This is a genomic window from Lactiplantibacillus sp. 7.2.4, from assembly GCF_018991185.1.
In the GTDB taxonomy this organism is placed as follows: Bacteria; Bacillota; Bacilli; order Lactobacillales; family Lactobacillaceae; genus Lactiplantibacillus; species Lactiplantibacillus pentosus.
In genome coordinates, this window is sequence record NZ_JAGYGS010000003.1 from 74141 (window position 1) to 94083 (window position 19943).

21 protein-coding genes are annotated in these 19943 nt (G+C 46.0%); 3 read left to right on the forward strand and 18 right to left on the reverse strand.

Annotated features, from left to right (window positions below; all coding sequences use genetic code 11):
* The first annotated feature begins 86 nt into the window (after positions 1 to 86).
* Together KGF70_RS01735 and KGF70_RS01740 are read left to right on the forward strand one after the other, a co-directional pair.
* Complete coding sequence (locus tag KGF70_RS01735) at positions 87 to 539, forward strand: DUF3290 domain-containing protein (RefSeq protein WP_216767539.1); 453 nt, start codon at positions 87 to 89, stop codon at positions 537 to 539.
* Complete coding sequence (locus KGF70_RS01740; protein WP_216767538.1) at positions 540 to 1172, forward strand: DUF421 domain-containing protein; 633 nt, start codon at positions 540 to 542, stop codon at positions 1170 to 1172.
* A 129-nt stretch (positions 1173 to 1301) separates the two neighbouring features.
* Here the strand turns inward: KGF70_RS01740 and trxB are convergent, their stop codons facing one another.
* The 3 genes from trxB to KGF70_RS01755 form a co-directional block, all read right to left on the reverse strand.
* Complete coding sequence (gene trxB, locus KGF70_RS01745; RefSeq protein ID WP_216767537.1) at positions 1302 to 2240, reverse strand: thioredoxin-disulfide reductase; 939 nt, start codon at positions 2238 to 2240, stop codon at positions 1302 to 1304.
* Between the two features lie 92 nt (positions 2241 to 2332).
* The gene (locus tag KGF70_RS01750) at positions 2333 to 2584 is read right to left on the reverse strand and encodes a hypothetical protein (protein WP_253954666.1); all 252 of its coding nucleotides are present in this window, start codon (positions 2582 to 2584) and stop codon (positions 2333 to 2335) included.
* A gap of 56 nt (positions 2585 to 2640) precedes the next feature.
* A complete protein-coding gene (locus KGF70_RS01755; RefSeq protein WP_216767536.1) occupies positions 2641 to 4053 on the reverse strand; it encodes an FAD-dependent oxidoreductase in 1413 nt (470 codons plus the stop codon).
* Positions 4054 to 4602: 549 nt separating this feature from the next.
* On the opposite strand from KGF70_RS01755, the gene KGF70_RS01760 reads away from it, so the two are divergent.
* A complete protein-coding gene (locus tag KGF70_RS01760) occupies positions 4603 to 5283 on the forward strand; it encodes an EAL domain-containing protein (RefSeq protein ID WP_050339145.1) in 681 nt (226 codons plus the stop codon).
* A 273-nt stretch (positions 5284 to 5556) separates the two neighbouring features.
* On the opposite strand, the gene galU is transcribed toward KGF70_RS01760, so the two are convergent.
* The 15 genes from galU to KGF70_RS01835 form a co-directional block, all read right to left on the reverse strand.
* A complete protein-coding gene (gene galU / locus KGF70_RS01765; RefSeq protein ID WP_088769983.1) occupies positions 5557 to 6480 on the reverse strand; it encodes a UTP--glucose-1-phosphate uridylyltransferase GalU in 924 nt (307 codons plus the stop codon).
* A gap of 42 nt (positions 6481 to 6522) precedes the next feature.
* The gene (locus KGF70_RS01770; RefSeq protein ID WP_101873995.1) at positions 6523 to 7539 is read right to left on the reverse strand and encodes an NAD(P)H-dependent glycerol-3-phosphate dehydrogenase; all 1017 of its coding nucleotides are present in this window, start codon (positions 7537 to 7539) and stop codon (positions 6523 to 6525) included.
* A 16-nt stretch (positions 7540 to 7555) separates the two neighbouring features.
* Entirely contained in the window at positions 7556 to 8404 is an 849-nt protein-coding gene (lgt, locus tag KGF70_RS01775) for a prolipoprotein diacylglyceryl transferase (protein WP_050339148.1), read from the reverse strand.
* 15 nt (positions 8405 to 8419) lie between these two features.
* The gene (gene hprK, locus KGF70_RS01780; protein WP_003637834.1) at positions 8420 to 9370 is read right to left on the reverse strand and encodes an HPr(Ser) kinase/phosphatase; all 951 of its coding nucleotides are present in this window, start codon (positions 9368 to 9370) and stop codon (positions 8420 to 8422) included.
* A gap of 145 nt (positions 9371 to 9515) precedes the next feature.
* Positions 9516 to 9881 (reverse strand): phage holin family protein, encoded by a 366-nt coding sequence (locus tag KGF70_RS01785; RefSeq protein WP_088769986.1) that lies wholly within the window; start codon positions 9879 to 9881, stop codon positions 9516 to 9518.
* 15 nt (positions 9882 to 9896) lie between these two features.
* Positions 9897 to 10214 (reverse strand): PspC domain-containing protein, encoded by a 318-nt coding sequence (locus KGF70_RS01790; protein WP_050339150.1) that lies wholly within the window; start codon positions 10212 to 10214, stop codon positions 9897 to 9899.
* A gap of 100 nt (positions 10215 to 10314) precedes the next feature.
* A complete protein-coding gene (gene phoU, locus KGF70_RS01795; RefSeq protein WP_003637831.1) occupies positions 10315 to 10989 on the reverse strand; it encodes a phosphate signaling complex protein PhoU in 675 nt (224 codons plus the stop codon).
* Between the two features lie 11 nt (positions 10990 to 11000).
* Positions 11001 to 11756 carry a phosphate ABC transporter ATP-binding protein PstB gene (gene pstB / locus KGF70_RS01800; protein WP_003637830.1) on the reverse strand — a complete coding sequence of 252 codons (756 nt, stop codon included), beginning with the start codon at positions 11754 to 11756 and terminating at the stop codon, positions 11001 to 11003.
* Positions 11757 to 11767: 11 nt separating this feature from the next.
* Complete coding sequence (gene pstB, locus KGF70_RS01805; RefSeq protein ID WP_003637829.1) at positions 11768 to 12577, reverse strand: phosphate ABC transporter ATP-binding protein PstB; 810 nt, start codon at positions 12575 to 12577, stop codon at positions 11768 to 11770.
* A gap of 14 nt (positions 12578 to 12591) precedes the next feature.
* The gene (gene pstA / locus KGF70_RS01810) at positions 12592 to 13476 is read right to left on the reverse strand and encodes a phosphate ABC transporter permease PstA (RefSeq protein WP_216767535.1); all 885 of its coding nucleotides are present in this window, start codon (positions 13474 to 13476) and stop codon (positions 12592 to 12594) included.
* Complete coding sequence (gene pstC, locus KGF70_RS01815) at positions 13466 to 14395, reverse strand: phosphate ABC transporter permease subunit PstC (RefSeq protein WP_003637827.1); 930 nt, start codon at positions 14393 to 14395, stop codon at positions 13466 to 13468. Before pstC ends, pstA begins: the two co-directional genes overlap by 11 nt.
* A gap of 10 nt (positions 14396 to 14405) precedes the next feature.
* Complete coding sequence (locus KGF70_RS01820; RefSeq protein ID WP_216767534.1) at positions 14406 to 15281, reverse strand: phosphate ABC transporter substrate-binding protein PstS family protein; 876 nt, start codon at positions 15279 to 15281, stop codon at positions 14406 to 14408.
* A gap of 1246 nt (positions 15282 to 16527) precedes the next feature.
* Complete coding sequence (gene pnpS, locus KGF70_RS01825; protein ID WP_216767533.1) at positions 16528 to 17928, reverse strand: two-component system histidine kinase PnpS; 1401 nt, start codon at positions 17926 to 17928, stop codon at positions 16528 to 16530.
* Complete coding sequence (locus KGF70_RS01830) at positions 17921 to 18649, reverse strand: response regulator transcription factor (protein WP_082230274.1); 729 nt, start codon at positions 18647 to 18649, stop codon at positions 17921 to 17923. The genes pnpS and KGF70_RS01830 overlap by 8 nt, the downstream gene beginning before the upstream one ends.
* The gene (locus tag KGF70_RS01835) at positions 18649 to 19824 is read right to left on the reverse strand and encodes a PDZ domain-containing protein (protein ID WP_216767532.1); all 1176 of its coding nucleotides are present in this window, start codon (positions 19822 to 19824) and stop codon (positions 18649 to 18651) included. The genes KGF70_RS01830 and KGF70_RS01835 overlap by 1 nt, the downstream gene beginning before the upstream one ends.
* Positions 19825 to 19943 lie beyond the last annotated feature (119 nt).

A 19943-nucleotide genomic window follows, 5' to 3' on the forward strand; every position in this document is an offset into this window, starting at 1 on the left:
AAGCGCTGTACAGGGGCGCTATCCAAGTGTCGGTTTGTAAAGTCAGTCGCAAAACTTGCTATAATGAATCTTATAAGGAGGGCGACATGACTTTTTATTCATACAACTACTTAGTCCATCAAAACAGCAATCATACGCTAATTCAGCTCGGCATCATCGGTATTACAATTTTAATCATTGCCGTGCTCAGTTGGCTCTGGTATCGTCACAAGACGGACCTCAAATACCGTGATTTATTCATTATCATGGTTCTCTTATTATTGTTACTCGTCGGTATTCAATACAATAAATGGGAGAGCTTGCAAAACAGCTTCAATCAGAAGTCGCAGGTCACCCAAATCATGCAGCGGGTGGCCAAGGAAAAGGGCGTTAAGAAGACGGCCGTCTGGTCCAACACGAGCTCCGTCAGCAGTGGGATGCTCATCAAAGTTCAGGACCATATCTACAACGTGACCGTCAATACGGATGGCAATAGCTATACCCTGACCAAAGCGACCCCGATTCAGTCTAAAATCAATTACGTTAAGGAGGGTGAGTAAATGTTCTCATACTGGGATGTGACCATCAAACTCGCACTCGGGTTATTAACCATCATCATCCAAATCAACCTCTCTGGTAAGAGTAACTTAGCCCCGATCAGCGCGTTGGATCAAGTGCAGAATTACGTCCTTGGTGCAATTGTCGGTGGTATGATTTATAGCACCAGCTTCACCGTGCTGCAGTATATCCTGGTCTTACTTATTTGGACATTGTTAGTACTGGTCTTACGGTTCTTAACGAATCACAATCATTTCGTCAAACGCATGATTGATGGTCGCCCACAGCTACTCATCAAAAACGGTGAGCTATTAGTCAGTACCGCACTTAAAAACGGTTTGAGTGCCAACGACTTGACGTTCCGCTTGCGAACAGAAGGCATTACCGATATTCGCAACGTCAAACGCGCCGTGCTAGAGCAAAATGGGCAACTGACGATTACGCAAGTCGGTGACGACACTGTCAAATATCCGCTGATCGTCGACGGTCAAGTCAACACTGATGCACTGGAAACCAGCGAGCACGACGAAACGTGGCTACTGACACAGTTGCAGGCACAGGGGTATCAAATCAGTGATATTTACCTAGCAACTTATACGAATAAACAATTGTTACTGTTCCCCTATCAGCATTGAGTTAATGACTAAAAAATGCGCGGCTAATCTCAGGTTAGTCGCGCATTTTGTGTTGCACTTTAACGCCAGACAGTCATTAAGTTCAAACTTAATCACCAGCCACGGTCGTCTTAGTGCATTTAATCAGATTTAGTTTTTGAACTTGTCACCTAACGCAGTGATGTAGTTGTAGACGCCTTGTCCGGCAGTCCCACCTTCACCAACGGCTGTGGCAACTTGACGTAAGTCCTTCTTACGAACGTCGCCGATTGCAAAGATACCAGGAACCTTGGTCTCCATGTGATCATTGGTTTCAATCCAGCCATTTTCATCGGTAATGCCAAGATTACTGAATGGCTTGGTAATTGGGTTGATCCCAACATAAATAAACACACCATCGACTGCAATTTCGCTGTCTTCGCCCGTCTTGTTGTTATTGACCTTAACCGCAGTGACCTTCTTGTCGTCACCGACGATTTCCGTCACATTGCTGTTCCAGACAAATTCAATCTTAGGGTTTGCGAATGCCCGGTCTTGTAAGATTTGTTGTGCCCGCAATTGGTCCCGACGATGGATCACCGTGACCTTATCAGCGAGTTGCGTCAAGTACGTGCCTTCTTCGATTGCGGAATCGCCACCACCGACAACGACCACGTGCTTGTTGCGGAAGAACGCACCGTCACAAACGGCACAGTATGAGACACCCCGGCCACCATACGTATCTTCGCCAGGAACGCCTAACTTACGATATTCAGAACCGGTCCCAATGACGAGGGCCTTCGTTTCGAACGTATCACTGTCGGTCGTCACGATTTTGACATCGCCACGATCCTCAACAGATTCAACACTACCATAAGCATATTCAGCCCCAAATTGGGTCGCTGATTCATACATGTCTTTAGCCAAATCCGGTCCTAAAATTGATTTAAAACCAGGATAATTTTCAATTGCGGCGGTATTATTCATTTGTCCACCATAGATTCCGCGATCTAATAGCAGTACTGATAGATTGGCCCGTGAAGCATAGAGGGCGGCTGTCATGCCGGCAGGCCCCGCACCAATAATAATCACGTCGTAACTCTTTGCCATTTCTAAAGACCCCTTCCACTTAAATTACTATGACGCCTAATATACCCCCAAAATTTATATTTGTCGACTATCTTGTTTGTACACAACCGAAATCAACGCGCCACATCGTATTCCGTCTCCTTGATGCCTGTATTCATAAAGTCATACGGGCTCTGCATTTTATCGGCATCCCAACTGGCGATTCCGACGACCAATAAAATTTCTAAGGCATTCAAACTGGTCGACCGTTGCAAATTCTTCGCAAAATTCGTTTTGATTCGGTCAGCCGCATATTTCGTAGTCACGACAAAGCCACTGGGCGCTTGTTTGGGCGGCTTTACGGTCGTCTGCTGTCCGACACCCACTCAGTCCCATCAACGCTATCAGCAGGCCGATTAACCACCAATATCGACGTAACGGCTTACTGTAAGTCACGGTCATTTTGTTTTGCCCAATCGCCATAGGCCGTGATACGGGGGTTATCGCGTCCGGCCTGACGTTCCTGTTCAACGGCTTGTTGTGCGACCAAGTTCAGGTAGTTAAACGGGTCATCAAAATTAGGCGAGAATAACATGTCGACAAAGGCTAGGTCATCAATCGTATTCCCATTTTGAATCGCAATCGAGATTGCGTTCGCGGACTGGGCGACCTCATGAGCACTCAAGAATTGGGCACCCAAAATTTTACGATTCTCCGGATTATAGATGAGTTCGATCGTGAGTTTATCGGTGCTTGGCATATAGCTAGGCCGCCACGTGCCGTCAAACGTGACCCGTTCGGCTGGAATATGACTTTGCTGGGCCATTTTCAGCGTTAAACCGGTCGTTGCCAGTGTGTGGTTAAAGAGTTGCATCGCGGACGTCGCTTGTGTCCCCATGTAACGTTGCTGATTGCCAAAGACGTTTAACCCCGCCAAAGCACCTTGACGAACGGCATTAGTCGCTAGTGGCGTGTAGGCTGACGCCCCAGTCGGATTAAAGTTGACGACGCACGAGTCCCCGGTAGCGTAAATATCAGGATTCGAGGTCTGCACATAGTCATTGATAATGATGGCACCGTGTTTATCCATCTCGACCTGTCCCCGCAACAATTCCGTATTCGGCACAAACCCGGTCCCGACGATTGCCAAATCAGCCGTAAAATCGCCCTGATTGGTTTCGATAACGAGTTCGCCATCATCCCCACCAGTAAAGGCCGTCACTTGATGGTTCAGCAACACGTTGACGCCGTGCGCTTTCAACAATTGCACCGCCTGATCGGACATATCCGGACTAATGTAGTTATTCAAAATCTGGTCATGTGATTGGAACAAGGTGACGTCATGATTCGTATTAGCATAGCTTTCGGATAATTCCGTACCAATATAGCCCGCCCCAATGATGGCAATGCGCTGATTGTCCTTGGCAGTCTCGTAAATTTCTTGGGCTTGTTGATAAGTCTTGCAGAGCAACACTTTGGATTCATCAATCCCAAAAATCGGTGGCACGGCCACGTTTGACCCCGTCGTCATAATCAACTTATCGTAGGTATCATCGAAGACTTTCCCCGTCTGCATATCGACGACTTGCAGCGTTTTGGCCTGCGCGTCAATTTTGAGCACGTTATGCTGTGTTTTAACACACGCTCCCAGCTTGGCTAAGGCCTCTGGTGAAGAATAAAACATGTCCTCTAGGTGATTGACTTTGCCCCCCAAGTACAAGTAAATCCCACAGGATAGAAAGGAGATATTATCATCACGCTCATAGATTCGAACTGTGGCTTCAGGATGACTTTTCAAAATTTGGGCTGCAGCGGCAGTCCCAGCATGGGTACACCCAACAATTACGATTTTCATTTCATTTACTCCCATTATTAATTTGATTTATTTAAACATAATCAATTATAACTGCTTCTCTCTAAATTTACATTACTTAATCAACAATTGACACAGTTATTGATAACCTGATAACCGTCGTTATGGTCAGGGTTGGCTGACGGTTGTTACGGCCGAATTGAAACCAGTCTTCTTGAACAGCTTAGTCGCCCTAAAAACAGCAAGTATTCAACTGACTCGGTCGTGCAATCTCATACTCATCTCGTCGCGAATTAAGACCACCACAAATTATGCTGACGCTGCACGAGACATATCACCCGTCCGTAACCACCAAACCCCCGAATGACAAACTGCGATGTGGGACCTGAACTCGTTTAATTTCTGCCGCTTATCAACGACTGTGAGCACTTAACTGGCCAACTAGTTGATTGAGCACAATTATCATTATCCCAATTGACATTCAACATAATGCAAAAAAGTCAGTGACAAACAGTTTCCCTAAGTCGTTATTTGGTATAGTATGTATTAGTGAAAGGTTCAACGTTTTAATCCAATCAAAGGAGCCAGCTCATGTACCGTTACTTTATTCAGCCTCAGTTAAATAAATTTAATAATTCACTGATTGGTTACGAAATGCTGATTCGCTATCGTGAAACCGATCAGGACCGCTGGACATTACCGGAGAGCTTCGATAATATTCCAATCGATGTACAAGTCAGCTTACTAAAGGCTACGGCCAGTGAACTAGCACTTAAAATTGGCTCGGTGTCGATTAATTTCAACCGCAAACAATTTCTGAACGATGACATCGCCAACGCCGTCATTGACGCGCAGAAGAAATTATTCCCGGTTCACGTCATCGTTGAAGTCACCGAAGAACCGGGTGAAGACACCTATACGCTGGCGGCCATGCAACAACAAATTGCCAAGTACAAGGCCAGCGGTTTACAATTCAGTCTTGATGATGTTGGGACTGGCATCAACGTGTATGATCACATCAAACCATTGTTAGAATCAGCTGAAGAAATCAAGTTTGCGATGCAAAACTTTCGCGCGGAAGATCGCGAAAACGAGATTCCAATTCAACTGAAATTTTGGCGCGACATCGCTTTAAAGCATGATATTCGCCTGATTCTCGAAGGCGTCGAAAATGACGTTGAAGACCAGATGGCAGATGACTTAAATATCGCATTACGCCAAGGTTACTATTACGGCAAACCACATTTATTCAAATTAAAGGCCGACCATTAGCTATTATTCATCATTAATTGGGGCTCACACTGATAACGACGTGCGATTGTCTTGGATTACAGCCATGAAATTTGAAGCAGATTTCATGGCTTTTTTATGCAGCATACCGTAGCCGGCCAGTTCATTGATCGGTATTTCTGACATGGGTCAGCCATACGACTTCTCACCTCATTTGACCACCGCAAAAAAATCGGCAGTCACCCCAGATTGGAATGGCTGCCGATTCTCGCTCGTCAATCAAGTTAAGACGATGCTCAACCTGATCAGTGGCGCTTATTTGGTTGTTTTTTTAGTGGCCTTTGGTGCCGTTGTGCTATCTTCTTTGGTTAATTGGGCACCTAAGTCCTTGATGTAAGTCCGTAAGTCGTCCTTAACATCTGGATGAGTCAACCCGTATTCGATGGTCGTCTTCAAGTAACCGAACTTGTAACCAACATCATGCCGCGTACCTTTGAATTCGTGGGCGAAAACGCGTTGCGTCTTGTTCAACGTATCAATGGCATCGGTCAATTGAATTTCGTCACCCTTACCAGGTTTTTGATGTTCTAGAACATCAAAAATTTCTGGTGTTAGTAAGTAACGACCAATGATGGCTAAATCACTAGGTGCATCTTCAGGTGATGGCTTTTCAACAAAGTTGTTAACGTTGTACAAGCCAGGTTCCTTTTCACTTTCAGGATTGATGACCCCATACTTCGAAACTTCCTCGTGAGGAACCTTCATAACGGCCAAGGTTGAAGCATGTGTCTTATCGTAACTATTCATCAATTGCTTCGTTAATGGCACTTTATCTTCCATCAAGTCATCACCAAGCATGACAACGAATGGTTCGTCACCAACGAACGCTTTGGCCGTTAAGACCGCATCCCCTAAGCCACGTGGGTGTGATTGACGAATGAAGTATAAGTTAATATCGGTCGTTTCTTGAACCAGCTTCAGCATTTCTTCCTTGTGCTTGGCCCGTAAATTATCTTCAAGTTCTGGATTAGAATCGTAGTAATCTTCAATACTCCGCTTACTCTTACCAGTAACGATAACAATATCTTCGATACCAGATTTGCGTGCTTCATCAACAATGAACTGAATCGTTGGCTTATCAACGATTGGTAACATTTCCTTAGGCATCGCTTTAGTAGCAGGTAAGAACCGGGTCCCTAAACCGGCCGCTGGGATAACGGCTTTTCTAACTTTTGACATGTGATAATCCTCCTAAAAATAGTGAAATTAGTTTGGAAACTCCTACTGAATCTCAGGTTTCCCCTCGCGCCGCATTAATTGTGGAATGACTTCCTTAATATCAGCACTCTTATATAATACATCATAAATCGCTTCCGTGATGGGCATTTCGATATTTTGTTGCTGAGCTAATTCATAAGCCGCTTTAGTTGACGGAATACCTTCAATAACCATACCCATCGTATCAATGACCGTCTTCAAATCTTGACCGGAGCCGAGCTCGTTACCAGCACGCCAGTTACGTGAATGCACACTCGTCGCAGTAACGATTAAATCGCCGACACCAGAAAGGCCGATAAACGTTAATGGGTTCGCCCCTAGCGCAACACCTAACCGACTGATTTCAGCTAGTCCCCGCGTCATCAAGGCTGCTTTGGCATCGTCACCATAGCCTAAGCCATGTAACGCACCAGCACCCAACGCGATAATGTTTTTGAGCGCAGCGCCCAGTTCAACACCGACCACGTCCGTATTCGTATAAATTCGGAAGTAATCGTTCATGAAGAGTTGTTGTACCGTTTCGGCCGCCGCCTCATTATCACTCGCCGCAGTAATCAGCGTAATATCTTTCCGTGCGACTTCTTCAGCGTGACTTGGCCCTGATAATACGACGATTGCTTCACGTTGCGCAGACGGAATTTCTTCAGCCAAGACTTGCGACAACCGTTTATGGGTCTCTTGTTCCAACCCTTTACTTGCGTGAACAATGATTGGGTGGGCATTCGTTTTCGCTAACACGTCGGCAACTTGGTGTGCGACGCTTCGAATTGCCTTGGTTGGAACGACGAATAAAATCACGTCGGCACCGTCGATTGCGGTTGCTAAATCTGAATAAGCCGTCAATGTTTCTGAATAGTGAAAATCAGGCACATAGCGCTGATTCGTGTGGTGTTCGTTGAGTTCAGCGACCTGTGCAGGTGCGTACGACCATAAACGAACGGAATGACCATTTTCATCTAATAAATTTGCCAAGATGCTGCCCCATGAGCCAGCACCTAAGACGGCAATTTGTTTTGACATGTAAATAACCTCTACTCTACTTGTTTTCCGTGGCAATCTTTTGCCCTGAACCAGCTAAATACCAGCGATTCTCTGGATGACGTCGCCGCCGCCAGATCATCAGGCCGATACTCCCGAAGAAGAGCACGACTGATAATGCTTGTGAGACTCGAATGACGTTAAATAACATTAACGAATCAGTACGCATCCCTTCCGTAAAGAAGCGACCAAAGGCGTACCAAGCAACGTACGTCAAGAAGACCTCACCTTGCTTGTACCAATTCGTTCGATGGCGGGTCACCATCAACATCACAAACCCCAATAAATCCCAGACTGATTCATACAAAAAAGTCGGTTGGCGATACGCGCCTTGGATATACATCTGATTGATGAGCCATTCGGGCAAATGAAGCCCTTGCAAGAAGCTCAGACTCGTGACACGCCCAAAGGCTTCCTGGTTCATAAAATTACCCCAGCGACCAATTCCTTGGCCCATGATCACCGTGGGCGCCGCAACGTCCAACATTAACCAGGTGGGAATGAACCGCGACCGACAGAATAGGACGACCACAATTCCGGCACCAATCAAGCCACCGTATATGGCAATCCCACCATCCCAGATACGAATAATCTCGCTCGGGTGTTGACTATAATACGACCACTGAAAGATGACGTAATACGTCCGCGCCGCAATCAACGTAAATGGGAGTGCCCATAAAATCATGTCGTAAATATCATCGGGACGAATGCCCCGCTTCTGACCTTCACGTACCGCGAGTGCCACCGCAATCACGACGGCGCTCGCAATAATGACGCCGTACCAATGGACCTGAATTGGTCCCAACCGTAGTGCAATCGGGTTAAGTGCCCCTAAAACGGTATTCACGCTACTGCCATCTCCTTATGCCTTGTGAGAATCGTGGACGGAATTCGTTTTGATCAGCTTGTTCAAGTTATCATCAAATACCTTGGTTGCGTCATATCCCATACTCTCGGCACGGAAGTTCATGGCCGCCGCCTCAATAATAATGGCAAGGTTACGCCCGGTCTTGACTGGAATTGAGATTTCTGGAACTTCAACATCAAAGAATTTCCGATTCTGTTCTCCATTCCCTAGTCTATCAAATTGCTTATCAGGCGTCCAATTCTCTAAGTGGACGATGAGGTCAATGTCAGTATCTTGACGGACCGCACCAGCCCCGAAGAGGTTCATGACATCAATGATTCCGATACCGCGAATCTCCAATAGGTGGTTCAAAATTGCAGGCGCTTCACCAACCAGTGTTTGTTCATCTTGTTGATAAACATCGACCCGGTCATCGGCAATCAAACGATGGCCCCGTTTGACTAATTCCAACGCGGTTTCACTCTTCCCAACACCGGAGTCACCAGTGATCAAGACACCGAGACCATAAATATCGACCAAGACCCCATGAACGGACTGCCGTTCAGCGAGTTTGCCTTCCAAGTAATTGGTCATATTACTCAAGATCCGTGACGACGTCATCTTAGTGCCAAGAATCGGCACCCCATTCTCTTCACCAGCTTGAACCAGTTCTTCTGGCACTGGTAAACCAGTTGAAATCACAAACGCTGGCGTCGTTAATTGACACATTTTACGAAAAATCATCAACCGTTCATCATGACTCATGTTCTTTGAATAAGCGGTTTCAGTTTTGCCTAATAATTGAACCCGTTCACGTGGATAGTAGTTGAAGTAACCGGTCAACGCGAGTCCCGGGCGTGAAATATCACTAGTCGTAATGTCTTTTTTATCTAATAAATCAGCGCCATGGTAAACGTCCAGACGCGTATTTTTAACCAAATCGGCAACGGTTACACTCTCTGCCAAATGAATCCCTCCAAATCGTTCCGTTAATAAAAAAGTGTGACCGGCGTTGTCCAGTCGCGCTATTACGCTACCTTTTCAAGCGGCCACACTTTTATGACTGAAAACGGATTATCCCTATCTGCTAATTTTAGCACTTTAAAGCGCTTTATTCACCATCAATGCTGTCTTTTGCGAAAAAATTGGATACGATCACATTGGCAATCGACATCAGGACGGAGACAAGAATCGCCATGCCAAAACTCGAAAAGCCAAAGTTATTCTTGCCAACGACAAACGAGGTCATTTGGAGCATAAACCCGTTGATGACAATACTAAACAGCCCTAACGTGATTAACGTAATTGGCAATGAAAGGATGATCAATACCGGCTTAATGGCAGCGTTCAGGAACGCCAACACTAAGCTTGCTAATAACGCCATCCACACATTGGCAACGTGAAAGCTACTCTGAAAGAAGCCTGCAATCGCAATAAATAGGATCGTATTGATTAAAATTCGTTTCACAAAACCCACTTTTTTATCACTCCATTAATCTTGGTGACGCGGCTCATCCTCCTCATGAACATTATGAATTTCTTTTCGTCCATGTTTGGTTGGTTGTGCTGGTTGGCCAGCACTCTGCCGCATCTGTTCGAAGAAGCCGGTATTTTCTGGCTTACTTGGAATAATTGTCATTAATAATAAGTATACCAAAAGACCAAAGCCATGGGTAATTAAGGTCAAAATAACATATAAGACTCGTAATACATTTGCATTCCAATTTAAATATTCAGCAATTCCGCCCAAGACTCCGGCAAAAACGCGATTATTGGATTTAGTTAATTTTTGTTTTGTATTTGATTTCATCGTTAGCCACTCCTTATAAGTCTGGTCTAACTTTATCTTACTAATTATAAAAGCCGGTTGCAAACGAGACGACCGGCTTTAAAGAATTATTTATGATTAACTAGACTAAGTTGGAGCTTTCTGGATTCAGTTCGATGATTTCGCCCGTGTTCAAATAAACGATCCATTCGCCGATATTCGTTACTAAGGCCCCAATCCGCATCAGGTAAGTCGCCACATTTAAATAATCGGTCGATCCGATTACCGTCTCTGGGTGCCGTTCCATCTTAGAGATGCCCTTAGCGTTGATCTTGTCGTACATCTCACCGACTTTGGCATCCTTGGCGGCAACGCGGCGTGCCTCTTGGTCATCGCTCTTCACGTAGGCGGCTAACATGTCTTCTACCATCTTCCGAACCCGGTTACCCATTTCGGATAACGCGGCTTCGATTTCAGGAACACGAACGTTACCCTTGACCCGAATCGTGGCGTGGGCAATGTTACGCGCGTAGTCAGCCATACGTTCCAATTCAGAAACGGCTTTCAAGATGGTGACAATTTCCCGTAAGTCGGAAGTCACGGGCTGGTATAACGCAATCATTTCAAACGATTTTTGTTCTAGTTCCACTTCACGTTGATTGATTTTTTTATCATTATCAATGATCTCTTGGGCCAAATCGCGGTCATGGTCAATAAAGGCTTTAACCGCCTTTTCGATCGTTTCGCTGACCATCATTCCCATCTCAGTGAAGTTTGCATCAATATCATTTAGTTCATCATCAAAAAGTCGTCGCATGTTTTTTCCTCCTAACCAAATCGTCCCGAAATATAGTCATTGGTTTCTTGTCTAACCGGATTCATGAAAATCTGCTTGGTATCGTTCACTTCAATCAATTCACCATTCAAGAAGAACGCCGTGCGGTCAGAAATTCGTGAAGCCTGCTGCATGTTATGCGTAACAGTTATGATAGAGTAATCTTGACGTAAATTCAATAGGGTCTCTTCAATCATTCGACTAGAGATGGGATCCAGCGCACTGGTTGCTTCATCTAGGAGAATGATATCGGGTTCCACAGCAAGCACCCGTGCGATGCAGACCCGTTGTTGTTGCCCACCAGACAGTGATAACGCATTGGCGTGCAAGCGGTCCTTAACTTCATCCCAAATTGCCGCTTGCTTCAAACTCTTTTCAACGGCCGCATCTAAACGTTCCTTATCATGGACACCAGCTAAACGTAGCCCATAGACCACGTTCTCATAGATTGAGAACGGAAAAGGATTGGGTTGTTGGAATACCATCCCAATTTCTTTCCGTAATTGTACCGTATCCATCGTCGGAGCGTAAATATTATGCTGGTTAAAATTAACTTCACCAGTAATCGTGACGTTTGGAATCAGATCATTCATGCGGTTCAGGCAGCGCAGAAAAGTGGATTTCCCACAACCGGAAGGGCCAATCAACGCAGTGATCCCGCGGTCCTCAAAGTCTAGGTTAACACCTTTCAGAGCTTCTTTTTTACCATAAAATAATGATAAGTTCTCAGTCGTTAAAATTGTACTCATGAACGATCCTCCTATCCAAAGTTCCCGGAAATGTAGTCGTTTGTCAGGTCAACTTGCGGATTCGTAAAAATCTCACCAGTTTCTGAGTATTCCAAGACCTTTCCAAGGTTAAAGAACGCCGTGTAATCGCTAATCCGTGACGCTTGTTGCATGTTATGAGTCACGATAATAATCGTGTAGTTTTGCTTTAATTCTAGTAAGGTATCTTCGATTTGACTAGTCGAGACTGGATCGAGGGCACTCGCCGGTTCATCCAGTAATAAGATATCAGGCTTGACCGCAATTGCCCGCGCGATGCAGAGCCGTTGCTGTTGCCCACCGGATAGCGCTAACGCACTCTTATTCAAATCGTCCTTAACTTGGTCCCACATCGCAGCTTGACGGAGTGAACGTTCAACGATTTCATCCAACTGTTGTTTATTGTTCAACCCACGCTGCCGCAATGCAAAGGCAATGTTCTCATAAATCGACTTTGCAAACGGGTTCGGCCGTTGGAACACCATCCCAATGTGCCGACGCATTTCATAGACATCAATGTCATTACTATTAATATCCAAGCCACGATACATAATTTTACCCTTTACAGTCGCAATCCGGTCATTCATCCGGTTTAAAGACCGCAAGTAGGTCGACTTCCCGGAACCAGAAGGGCCAATTAACGCACTGATTTTATACCGTTCGAATTGCAAATCACCTTCCGAAATGGCTTCCGAATTCCCGTAAAAGACGTGTAAGTCTTCGGTAGAAAGCGCGATTTCGTGGTCTTTAGGATCAAACGTCATAATATTTCGTTGCGTTGTCATCATTGTGTTATCTGCCATCAAAACGGCCTCCTTTATTCAGCGGTTAAGTGTTTGTACAAGCGTTTGCCGAGCCAACGAGCCAAGAAGTTGAAGAGTAAGACCGCAATAATCAGCACGGCTGAAGCACCGGCTGAAACGGCTTTGGCATCCGGCATGATCCCTTCAGAGTTGATTTTCCAAATGTGGACCGCCAACGTTTCGGCTGGTCGTAAGGGGCTCAACGGACTACTAATGTCGAACGGATTCCAGTTGGTAAAGTCCAACGCTGGTGCACTTTGGCCCGCCGTGTAGATCAAGGCTGCGGCTTCCCCAAAGATTCGGCCGGCACTGAGGACGACCCCCGTAATGATACTTGGTAACGCAGCGGGGACGACGATTTTGGTCACCGCCTCCCAGCGTGATAATCCAAGGGCGTAACCCGCCTCTCGCTGATTATCTGAAATATTGGCTAAGGCTTCTTCAATACTCCGCGTCAAAATCGGTAAGTTGAAAACAGTCAGTGCAAACGCCCCAGACAGAATCGAAAAGCCTAACTTGAACTGAACCACGAAGAATAAATAACCGAACAACCCCACGACCACGGAAGGTAAAGAACTCAAAATTTCGATGGTCGTCCGAATCAAACCAGTGACCGTATTTTGTGGCGCGTATTCATTTAAATAAATTCCGGCACCCAGCGAGATTGGGAGCGAAATCAGTAAGGCTAAAAATAACAGGTAGAAGGAGTTGAACAATTGAATCCCAATCCCCCCACCAGCTTCAAAGGCTAACGCTGGTGATGTTAAGAAGTGCCAAGAAATCTTGGGCACCCCTTGAATCAAAATGTACCCTAACAGGGCGACTAGAATAATGACCACGAAGGCCGCGACGCCGTAGAGAATCCCGGTCGCCATTTTATCAGTTCGTTTAGCGTTCATGGTTTAATTTCCCCTTTCGCCCAATGTAGCGGATAACTAGGTTGAAGACTAAGGACATCAGTAACAAGATCATTGCTAATGACCAGAGTGCATTATTTTGTAATGACCCCATGACCGTGTTCCCAATTCCCATCGTCAAGATACTCGTCAAGGTTGCTGCTGGCGAGACCAAGTTGTGTGGTAACAGCGTCGCATTCCCGATGACCATCTGTACCGCGAGGGCTTCCCCAAACGCCCGGGCCATCCCGAAGACGACCGCCGTCAGCATGCCAGGAATCGCAGCGCGTAACACGACTTTATAAATTGTCTGCCAACGCGTTGCACCCAAAGCTAAGGACGCCTCTCGGTAATAACGAGGGACCGCATTCAACGCATCGGCCGTCATGGACGTCACAGTCGGTAAAATCATGACAAACAGCACGAACGTCCCTGATAAGATCCCATAACCACTACCGCCAAACGTATTGCGAACGAATGGTACAACAACTTGTAAACCGATAAACCCATAAACAACTGATGGAATACCGACCAATAACTCAGTAACTGGCCGCAAGATTTGTGCCCCGCGACGAGGTGAGATTTCAGTCATAAAGACGGCAGTTCCGATGGCAAAGGGCGTTGCAACCAATGCGGAAAGAATCGTAATCAAGAACGACCCGACAATCATTGGTAAGGCGCCCACGGCCGGTTGACCATTACTGCCAATCGTGCCAGGATTCCATTGTGTGCCGCTCAAGAATTGCCAAATATTAATGTGATTTTCGAAGAACGTTGCGAGTCCCCGTGACGCCACAAAGTAAAAAATCAAAAAAACGACGCCGACAATTAAAGCTAGGCAGAGCAAACTAATGGCTTTACCACGTCGTTCGATCTTGCTAGCAACTGATTTCTTCAATAAACTCTCTCTAATTTTATCCATGCGCTCTCCCTCATTTCACAACTGAAACTTTACCGGCCGCATTCCGCTGAACTTGCATGTCATGGACCGAAATATAACCTAACTGCTTGACTAACTTTTGTTGAACAGCGGTTGATAAAATGTAATCAATAAATTTTTTAGTTAATTGGTTGGGATTTTTCCCGGTATATAAATGTTCATACGACCAAATGTACCAGCGATTATTCCGCACATTTTGCTCTGTTGGTCGAACACCGTCAACTTTGACGGTCTGAACAGATTTGTCTAAATATGAAAATGCCACGTAGCTGATGGCACCTGGCGTACTGGCAACGATTGAGCGTGCCAATCCGGAAGAATCCTGTTCCTGGGATTCAATACTGTCATGACCCTTTAAGGCATACCGCTCAAAGGTTTTACGTGTTCCAGAGCCCTGTGCGCGGTTGATCAGTGTGATTGGTAAGTCCCGTCCACCGACTTCACGCCAGTTCTTCACTTTACCCGTGAAAATCTGGATGAGCTGTTGTTGCGTCAAATTAGTGACACCCGCGCGTTTGTTGACGATTGGTGCGATGCCGACCACGGCAACCCGATGGTCAATCAACTTACTAGCGGTGATACCCGATTGTTCTTCTGCAAAAATATCTGAGTTACCAATAGCGACAGCGCCCGACTGAATTTGACTCAGCCCCGTTCCAGAACCACCACCCTGCACATTGATCAATACCCCGGTGTGGGTACTACTATATTGTTCACCGGCAGCTTCAACTAGTGGCTGTAAGGCCGTTGATCCAACTGCTGTGATCGATTCACTGGCACTGGTCCGGTCACGACGCACATACGCCAACCCGACCAATCCAATAATCACGACCAACCCAATTAATTGGATGACCCGACTTTTTTTCATAAATGTATACCTCCTACCCATTGCTCAATATCAATAATACAAAGTTTGTGTAAATGCTTTATATGAGTTTTGTAAAGATTGTGTAAACGTCGAATTATTTTTAAGGATTTGACGCTTTATCCGTCCTAAAATGGCAAGAACATGAGAAAAGTGCACAAAAAAACGATTTTCAAAGTTTACATTTCACTTTGAAAATCGTTATGTTTTGAATCATTTTTAATGGTGACTTGTCAGTGGGCACCATTAATATCACGGACACAATGTGTTAGTTGATTTATCATGAATCATGATTAAAACGTGCCAAGTTGGCGTCCTGTGCGTCAGCCAATGCGCTTCCTAATTCGACTTCCGGGGCTGGCTAACAACGCTGGAACAGGGCGGACATCGATTTGAACTCACGCAGAAGACCACTGCGCAATTTCAAATACGAGTCTTCTTCTAGCCCGGGAAACCCACCCGGACAAGAAGAACTTCGCCCTTGAGCATTGTCAGCCAGCCCCTCCAGTCGGGAAGCCGCTCGAATGGCGGATGAACGACCACCTAACTTGGTACAACTGACCACTGAATATTAGGTGGCTTGCCCTTCAAGAAAGCTCTTAATCAGTATCGATGATGACTTATGGCATTTAACTGCTGAGAAGATTAACAAATATTATTCACCCATCTTAATGCCACCAACTTCAATAGCAACTGGTCTTGGACTTAGTCGATAGGATTATCTTCGTTGAGAATCCAAGATTTTGCTATCTCAGACAACTAGGAAAAGTTCTGACAAGTACCGTGGAGTCGCTGATTCGAAAAGCTAAAACATTGGGTAAGAAAGTTTAACGATTGTTAGAAACTGATCTGAAAGTTCAATATCAAAGTCCCCGTGTACCAAGGAATCAAAGACTAATCCAATAAAATGTTGGGTCCACACATGTCTGCCTTTCGAATACCATCCCGGCTGGAAGGTATTCTGGGCAAGGCCCAGTGGTGAAATTCCACTTAGCAAGCGTTTTTGGCTTGGTTAGTGGAAGACCAGTATTTAAGACGTGGGTCGTCGGCTTAAATCTGTGTCCACCACGTTCCGGCCATTGCCCAGAATGCCTGGAAGCCGGCCTAGGACGTCTCCACGACAGCAAGTTTACGCTAACTCGCACTGTTCCAGCGGGTCTCAGCTGGCGGCTCTTGAACTTAGAAAATAGCACGTTTTAATTATCTTTAATGCTAAAGAATAACGCCTACAATGCGTATCACCGGTTAGTTAATCTGATTCCGGCGCAATTAAAGGTAGCGTCACCGTCATTGTTGTACCGACGCCTCGCTGACTGACCACTTCGATCGTGCCTTGCATCGCATTCACGAGTTCCTGGACGATGGCTAGTCCGAGTCCCGTGCCGCTCACGAGTTGCTGTGAGCGGGATGGGCTGGCGCGATAAAAGCGCTCAAAGATCCGTTGCTGGTCGTCCGCGCTAATTCCAATCCCAGTATCTTTAATAATCAACGACCAAGATTGTTCACCGACATGGGTTGCAATCGTCACACTCCCCTGTGGTCGATTATATTTAATCGCGTTCGTCAGCAAGTTTTTGACGATTTGATTGAGTTTTTGGGCATCACTGGTCACGGTCAAATCCGGATCAACTTGATTATTAATCGTCAAGTGTTGCCGGTCGGTGGCCTGCTGAACGACCGCTAGTTCTTGCGTAATCAACGGTCGCACCGCAACTGACGACAAGGTTAACTTGGTCGTGTTCTGAGCTCGAATGCGTGACAACGAGAGCACGTCTTGAATCAAATCGATCAGCCGCTGACTCTCATCCGCAATAATGTGTAAAAATTGGTCGAGCGTTTCTGGATCATCCTTAGCCCCGCCAAGTAACGTCTCAGTGAACCCCGCAATCGCCGTAATCGGCGTCTTCAATTCATGACTGGCATTGCTAACAAAATCATCCTGCATCTGTTCGATCATATAGACCTCAGTAATATCATACAGAATCAAGACGATTTGAAACTGGCCGCGGTTCCCTTGAATGTAAACAGTGGAAGCTTCCACCACTTGCGTATTAGGTGCCGGCGTCAATGTGATCGTCGCCCGTTGATTGTCACCACTAGTAATCGTATCTTCAATCAACTTGGTCAACGCGTACAGTTGGATGTCCTTCGTATAAATGTGGGCAACAGAGTTAACGGGAACCTGTAACAACTCACTCATCGTTGGATTGGACAGTTGTACTTGTCGGCGATGGTCAATTACCATCACCCCAACGGGTAAATAGCGCATGATCATCATCAGTTCTTTTTCTTGTAACTCCGCACGCCGCGTTTGATGCTTTTGAAAGCTTTCTAATTGATTGACTGCCTGGGCCAGACTATATAACGGATCTGACTGTGGCAGTAAAATGTGGGGTGGAAACTGCTGACTGCTCATCTGGCGTAGTTTGGCTTCCATCCGGTCGATCGTTTTTTGACGATTATATTGCTGATGCCAAGTGATGACCCCTTCAATAATTGCTAAGCCAATGAGCCCGCAGCAGAGGCTCAGCACTAATCCCCACGACCACTTGATTGGTGAAAAATGCTGCAACACAACCAGGACAATCAATGTAATCAGGACATTTTCCATGACTAAGATTCTGGTCGTCTGTTGCCAGCGATTATGCATGACTGTCACCCACGAATTCGTAGCCGAAGCCCCGGACCGTCCGAATCAGGCGCGGATGTTTTGGATCTGCTTCGATTTTTTCTCGTAAATGTGAAATGTGAATATCCACGATGCGTGTCTCACTGGCATAATCATAGCCCCAGACATGGTTTAAAATCGCATCACGACTGAGCACCCGACCTTCACGTTCGACAAAATAAATCAGTAGCTCGAACTCTTTCGGTGTCAAACTGATATTTTCACCGTTGCGTGCGACCCGATATTTATTCTGGTCAATCTGCAAATCCCCGACTAGCATCACGGAACGATTAGCGGGTGCGATTGGCGTTGGTGGTGTCACCGGTTCATCAGGGGTTGTCCGCCGAATCACCGCTTTGATTCGCGCCAAGACCTCGCGGGGTGAGAACGGCTTGGTGATATAGTCATCCGCCCCGAGTTCTAATCCAAAGACCTTATCGAATTCATCATTTTTAGCTGTCACAATAATAATCGGCGTTTGAATCTTTTCTTGCCGTAACTTTTTAGTGACTTCCATTCCATCTAATTTCGGCAACATTAAATCTAACAAAATACATGTAAACGATTGTTCCAGACCTAGTGACAACGCGTCCGCACCATTCGTCGCCGTCACGACCTCGTATCCCGCCTGTTTTAAGTTGTATGACAATAACGTTACGATTGCCGGTTCATCGTCTACCACTAAAATCTTATCCATGGTCATTAATCCTCCTGATCAGTGAATAACACAATTCCTAACTCGTGTGGGGCGCCATTATAAATCGCCGTTTCGGTAATAATCAATTCTTGTTGTCGGTTACGTACTTTTAAATGGACATAGGTTGGACTTTTCAATAGCGCAGCATAAAACTCCGTTTCTGTGTTGACCGGTTGGCGATTACATTCCAGAATCACGTCGCCTAAGTCTAGATTCAACTTATCTGCAGGTGTATTCGGTCTGAGACCAATCACGCGCACGCCCTGTTCAGTATCAGAGAAACGCAATTGCTGATGCCGATCATCAAATCGATGTTGAATCATCACAACCCAAGTCAACACGACCACGAATGCTAATAGCCCCAGCAACCACTGTGGACTGAGTACTGCAAAGCGGGCCACAATGGCGAGAATCACGCTGACCACCGCGACACCCCCCAAGCGGGTCGCGAGTTGGCGCCACGCAATTTGGGGCAACTGCTTGTAAACCCGCGCACTGGCACCAACTAATAATGGCAATAATATAATACTAAATGACCGCTCGCCAACCGTGAATACCGGCCACCAGCTGAGCGTCGCATGAATCCAATCTCCTGGAATCAACACACCAACTGGTAAGACTAATAATTGCTGCCATTGGTAACGAACCAGCCGTTTGCCACGCTGATCTGGTTGCAACTTCGGCGAACGGCCTTGATGGTCATGCCAACGTAGCAGTAATGCCGTCGTCCCCAAAACAACGGCTAATAACATCAGGCCATTAACGACCAAGTTGCCACTCATGCTCGTCGTTGAAATGCCGTGTTGTTGCAAAATTCCGCCAACTGTTGTCAATTGGGGGCTCATGAGCCAGTATCCCAACCAACTCAAGCCAAAGACCGTCACCGGAACTAGCATTCCTGGCAGAATAATCAGACTAATGGTCGCAAGTGCCTCATACAGGACGACCCAGACTGGTGAGACCACTAACCCGAGTGCCAAACTAATGATGGTCATTAAAATTCCCAATAAGCAGCCGTCCATGAAAAAGTGCCGGACCTCGACCAATTGTGAATTGATGGCGCTATGAAAATTTTGGCGTTCATAGGTGACTCGGCGTTTGGCAGTTAAATAGCTGCGCAGTAAGCCAATCCAAACGAGTGGCTGTAAAAGGAACAATTCGAATATCTTCAATACCTGCATGTGCGTGACCCCTAACGTTAAACTCTGAAGTTAGTATAGCATTTTTACCGGTGTAGACCAACGCCGTTTCAAACTGGTCAGCCTTGCTATTACCGCATTAATATTTCTATATTATAAGA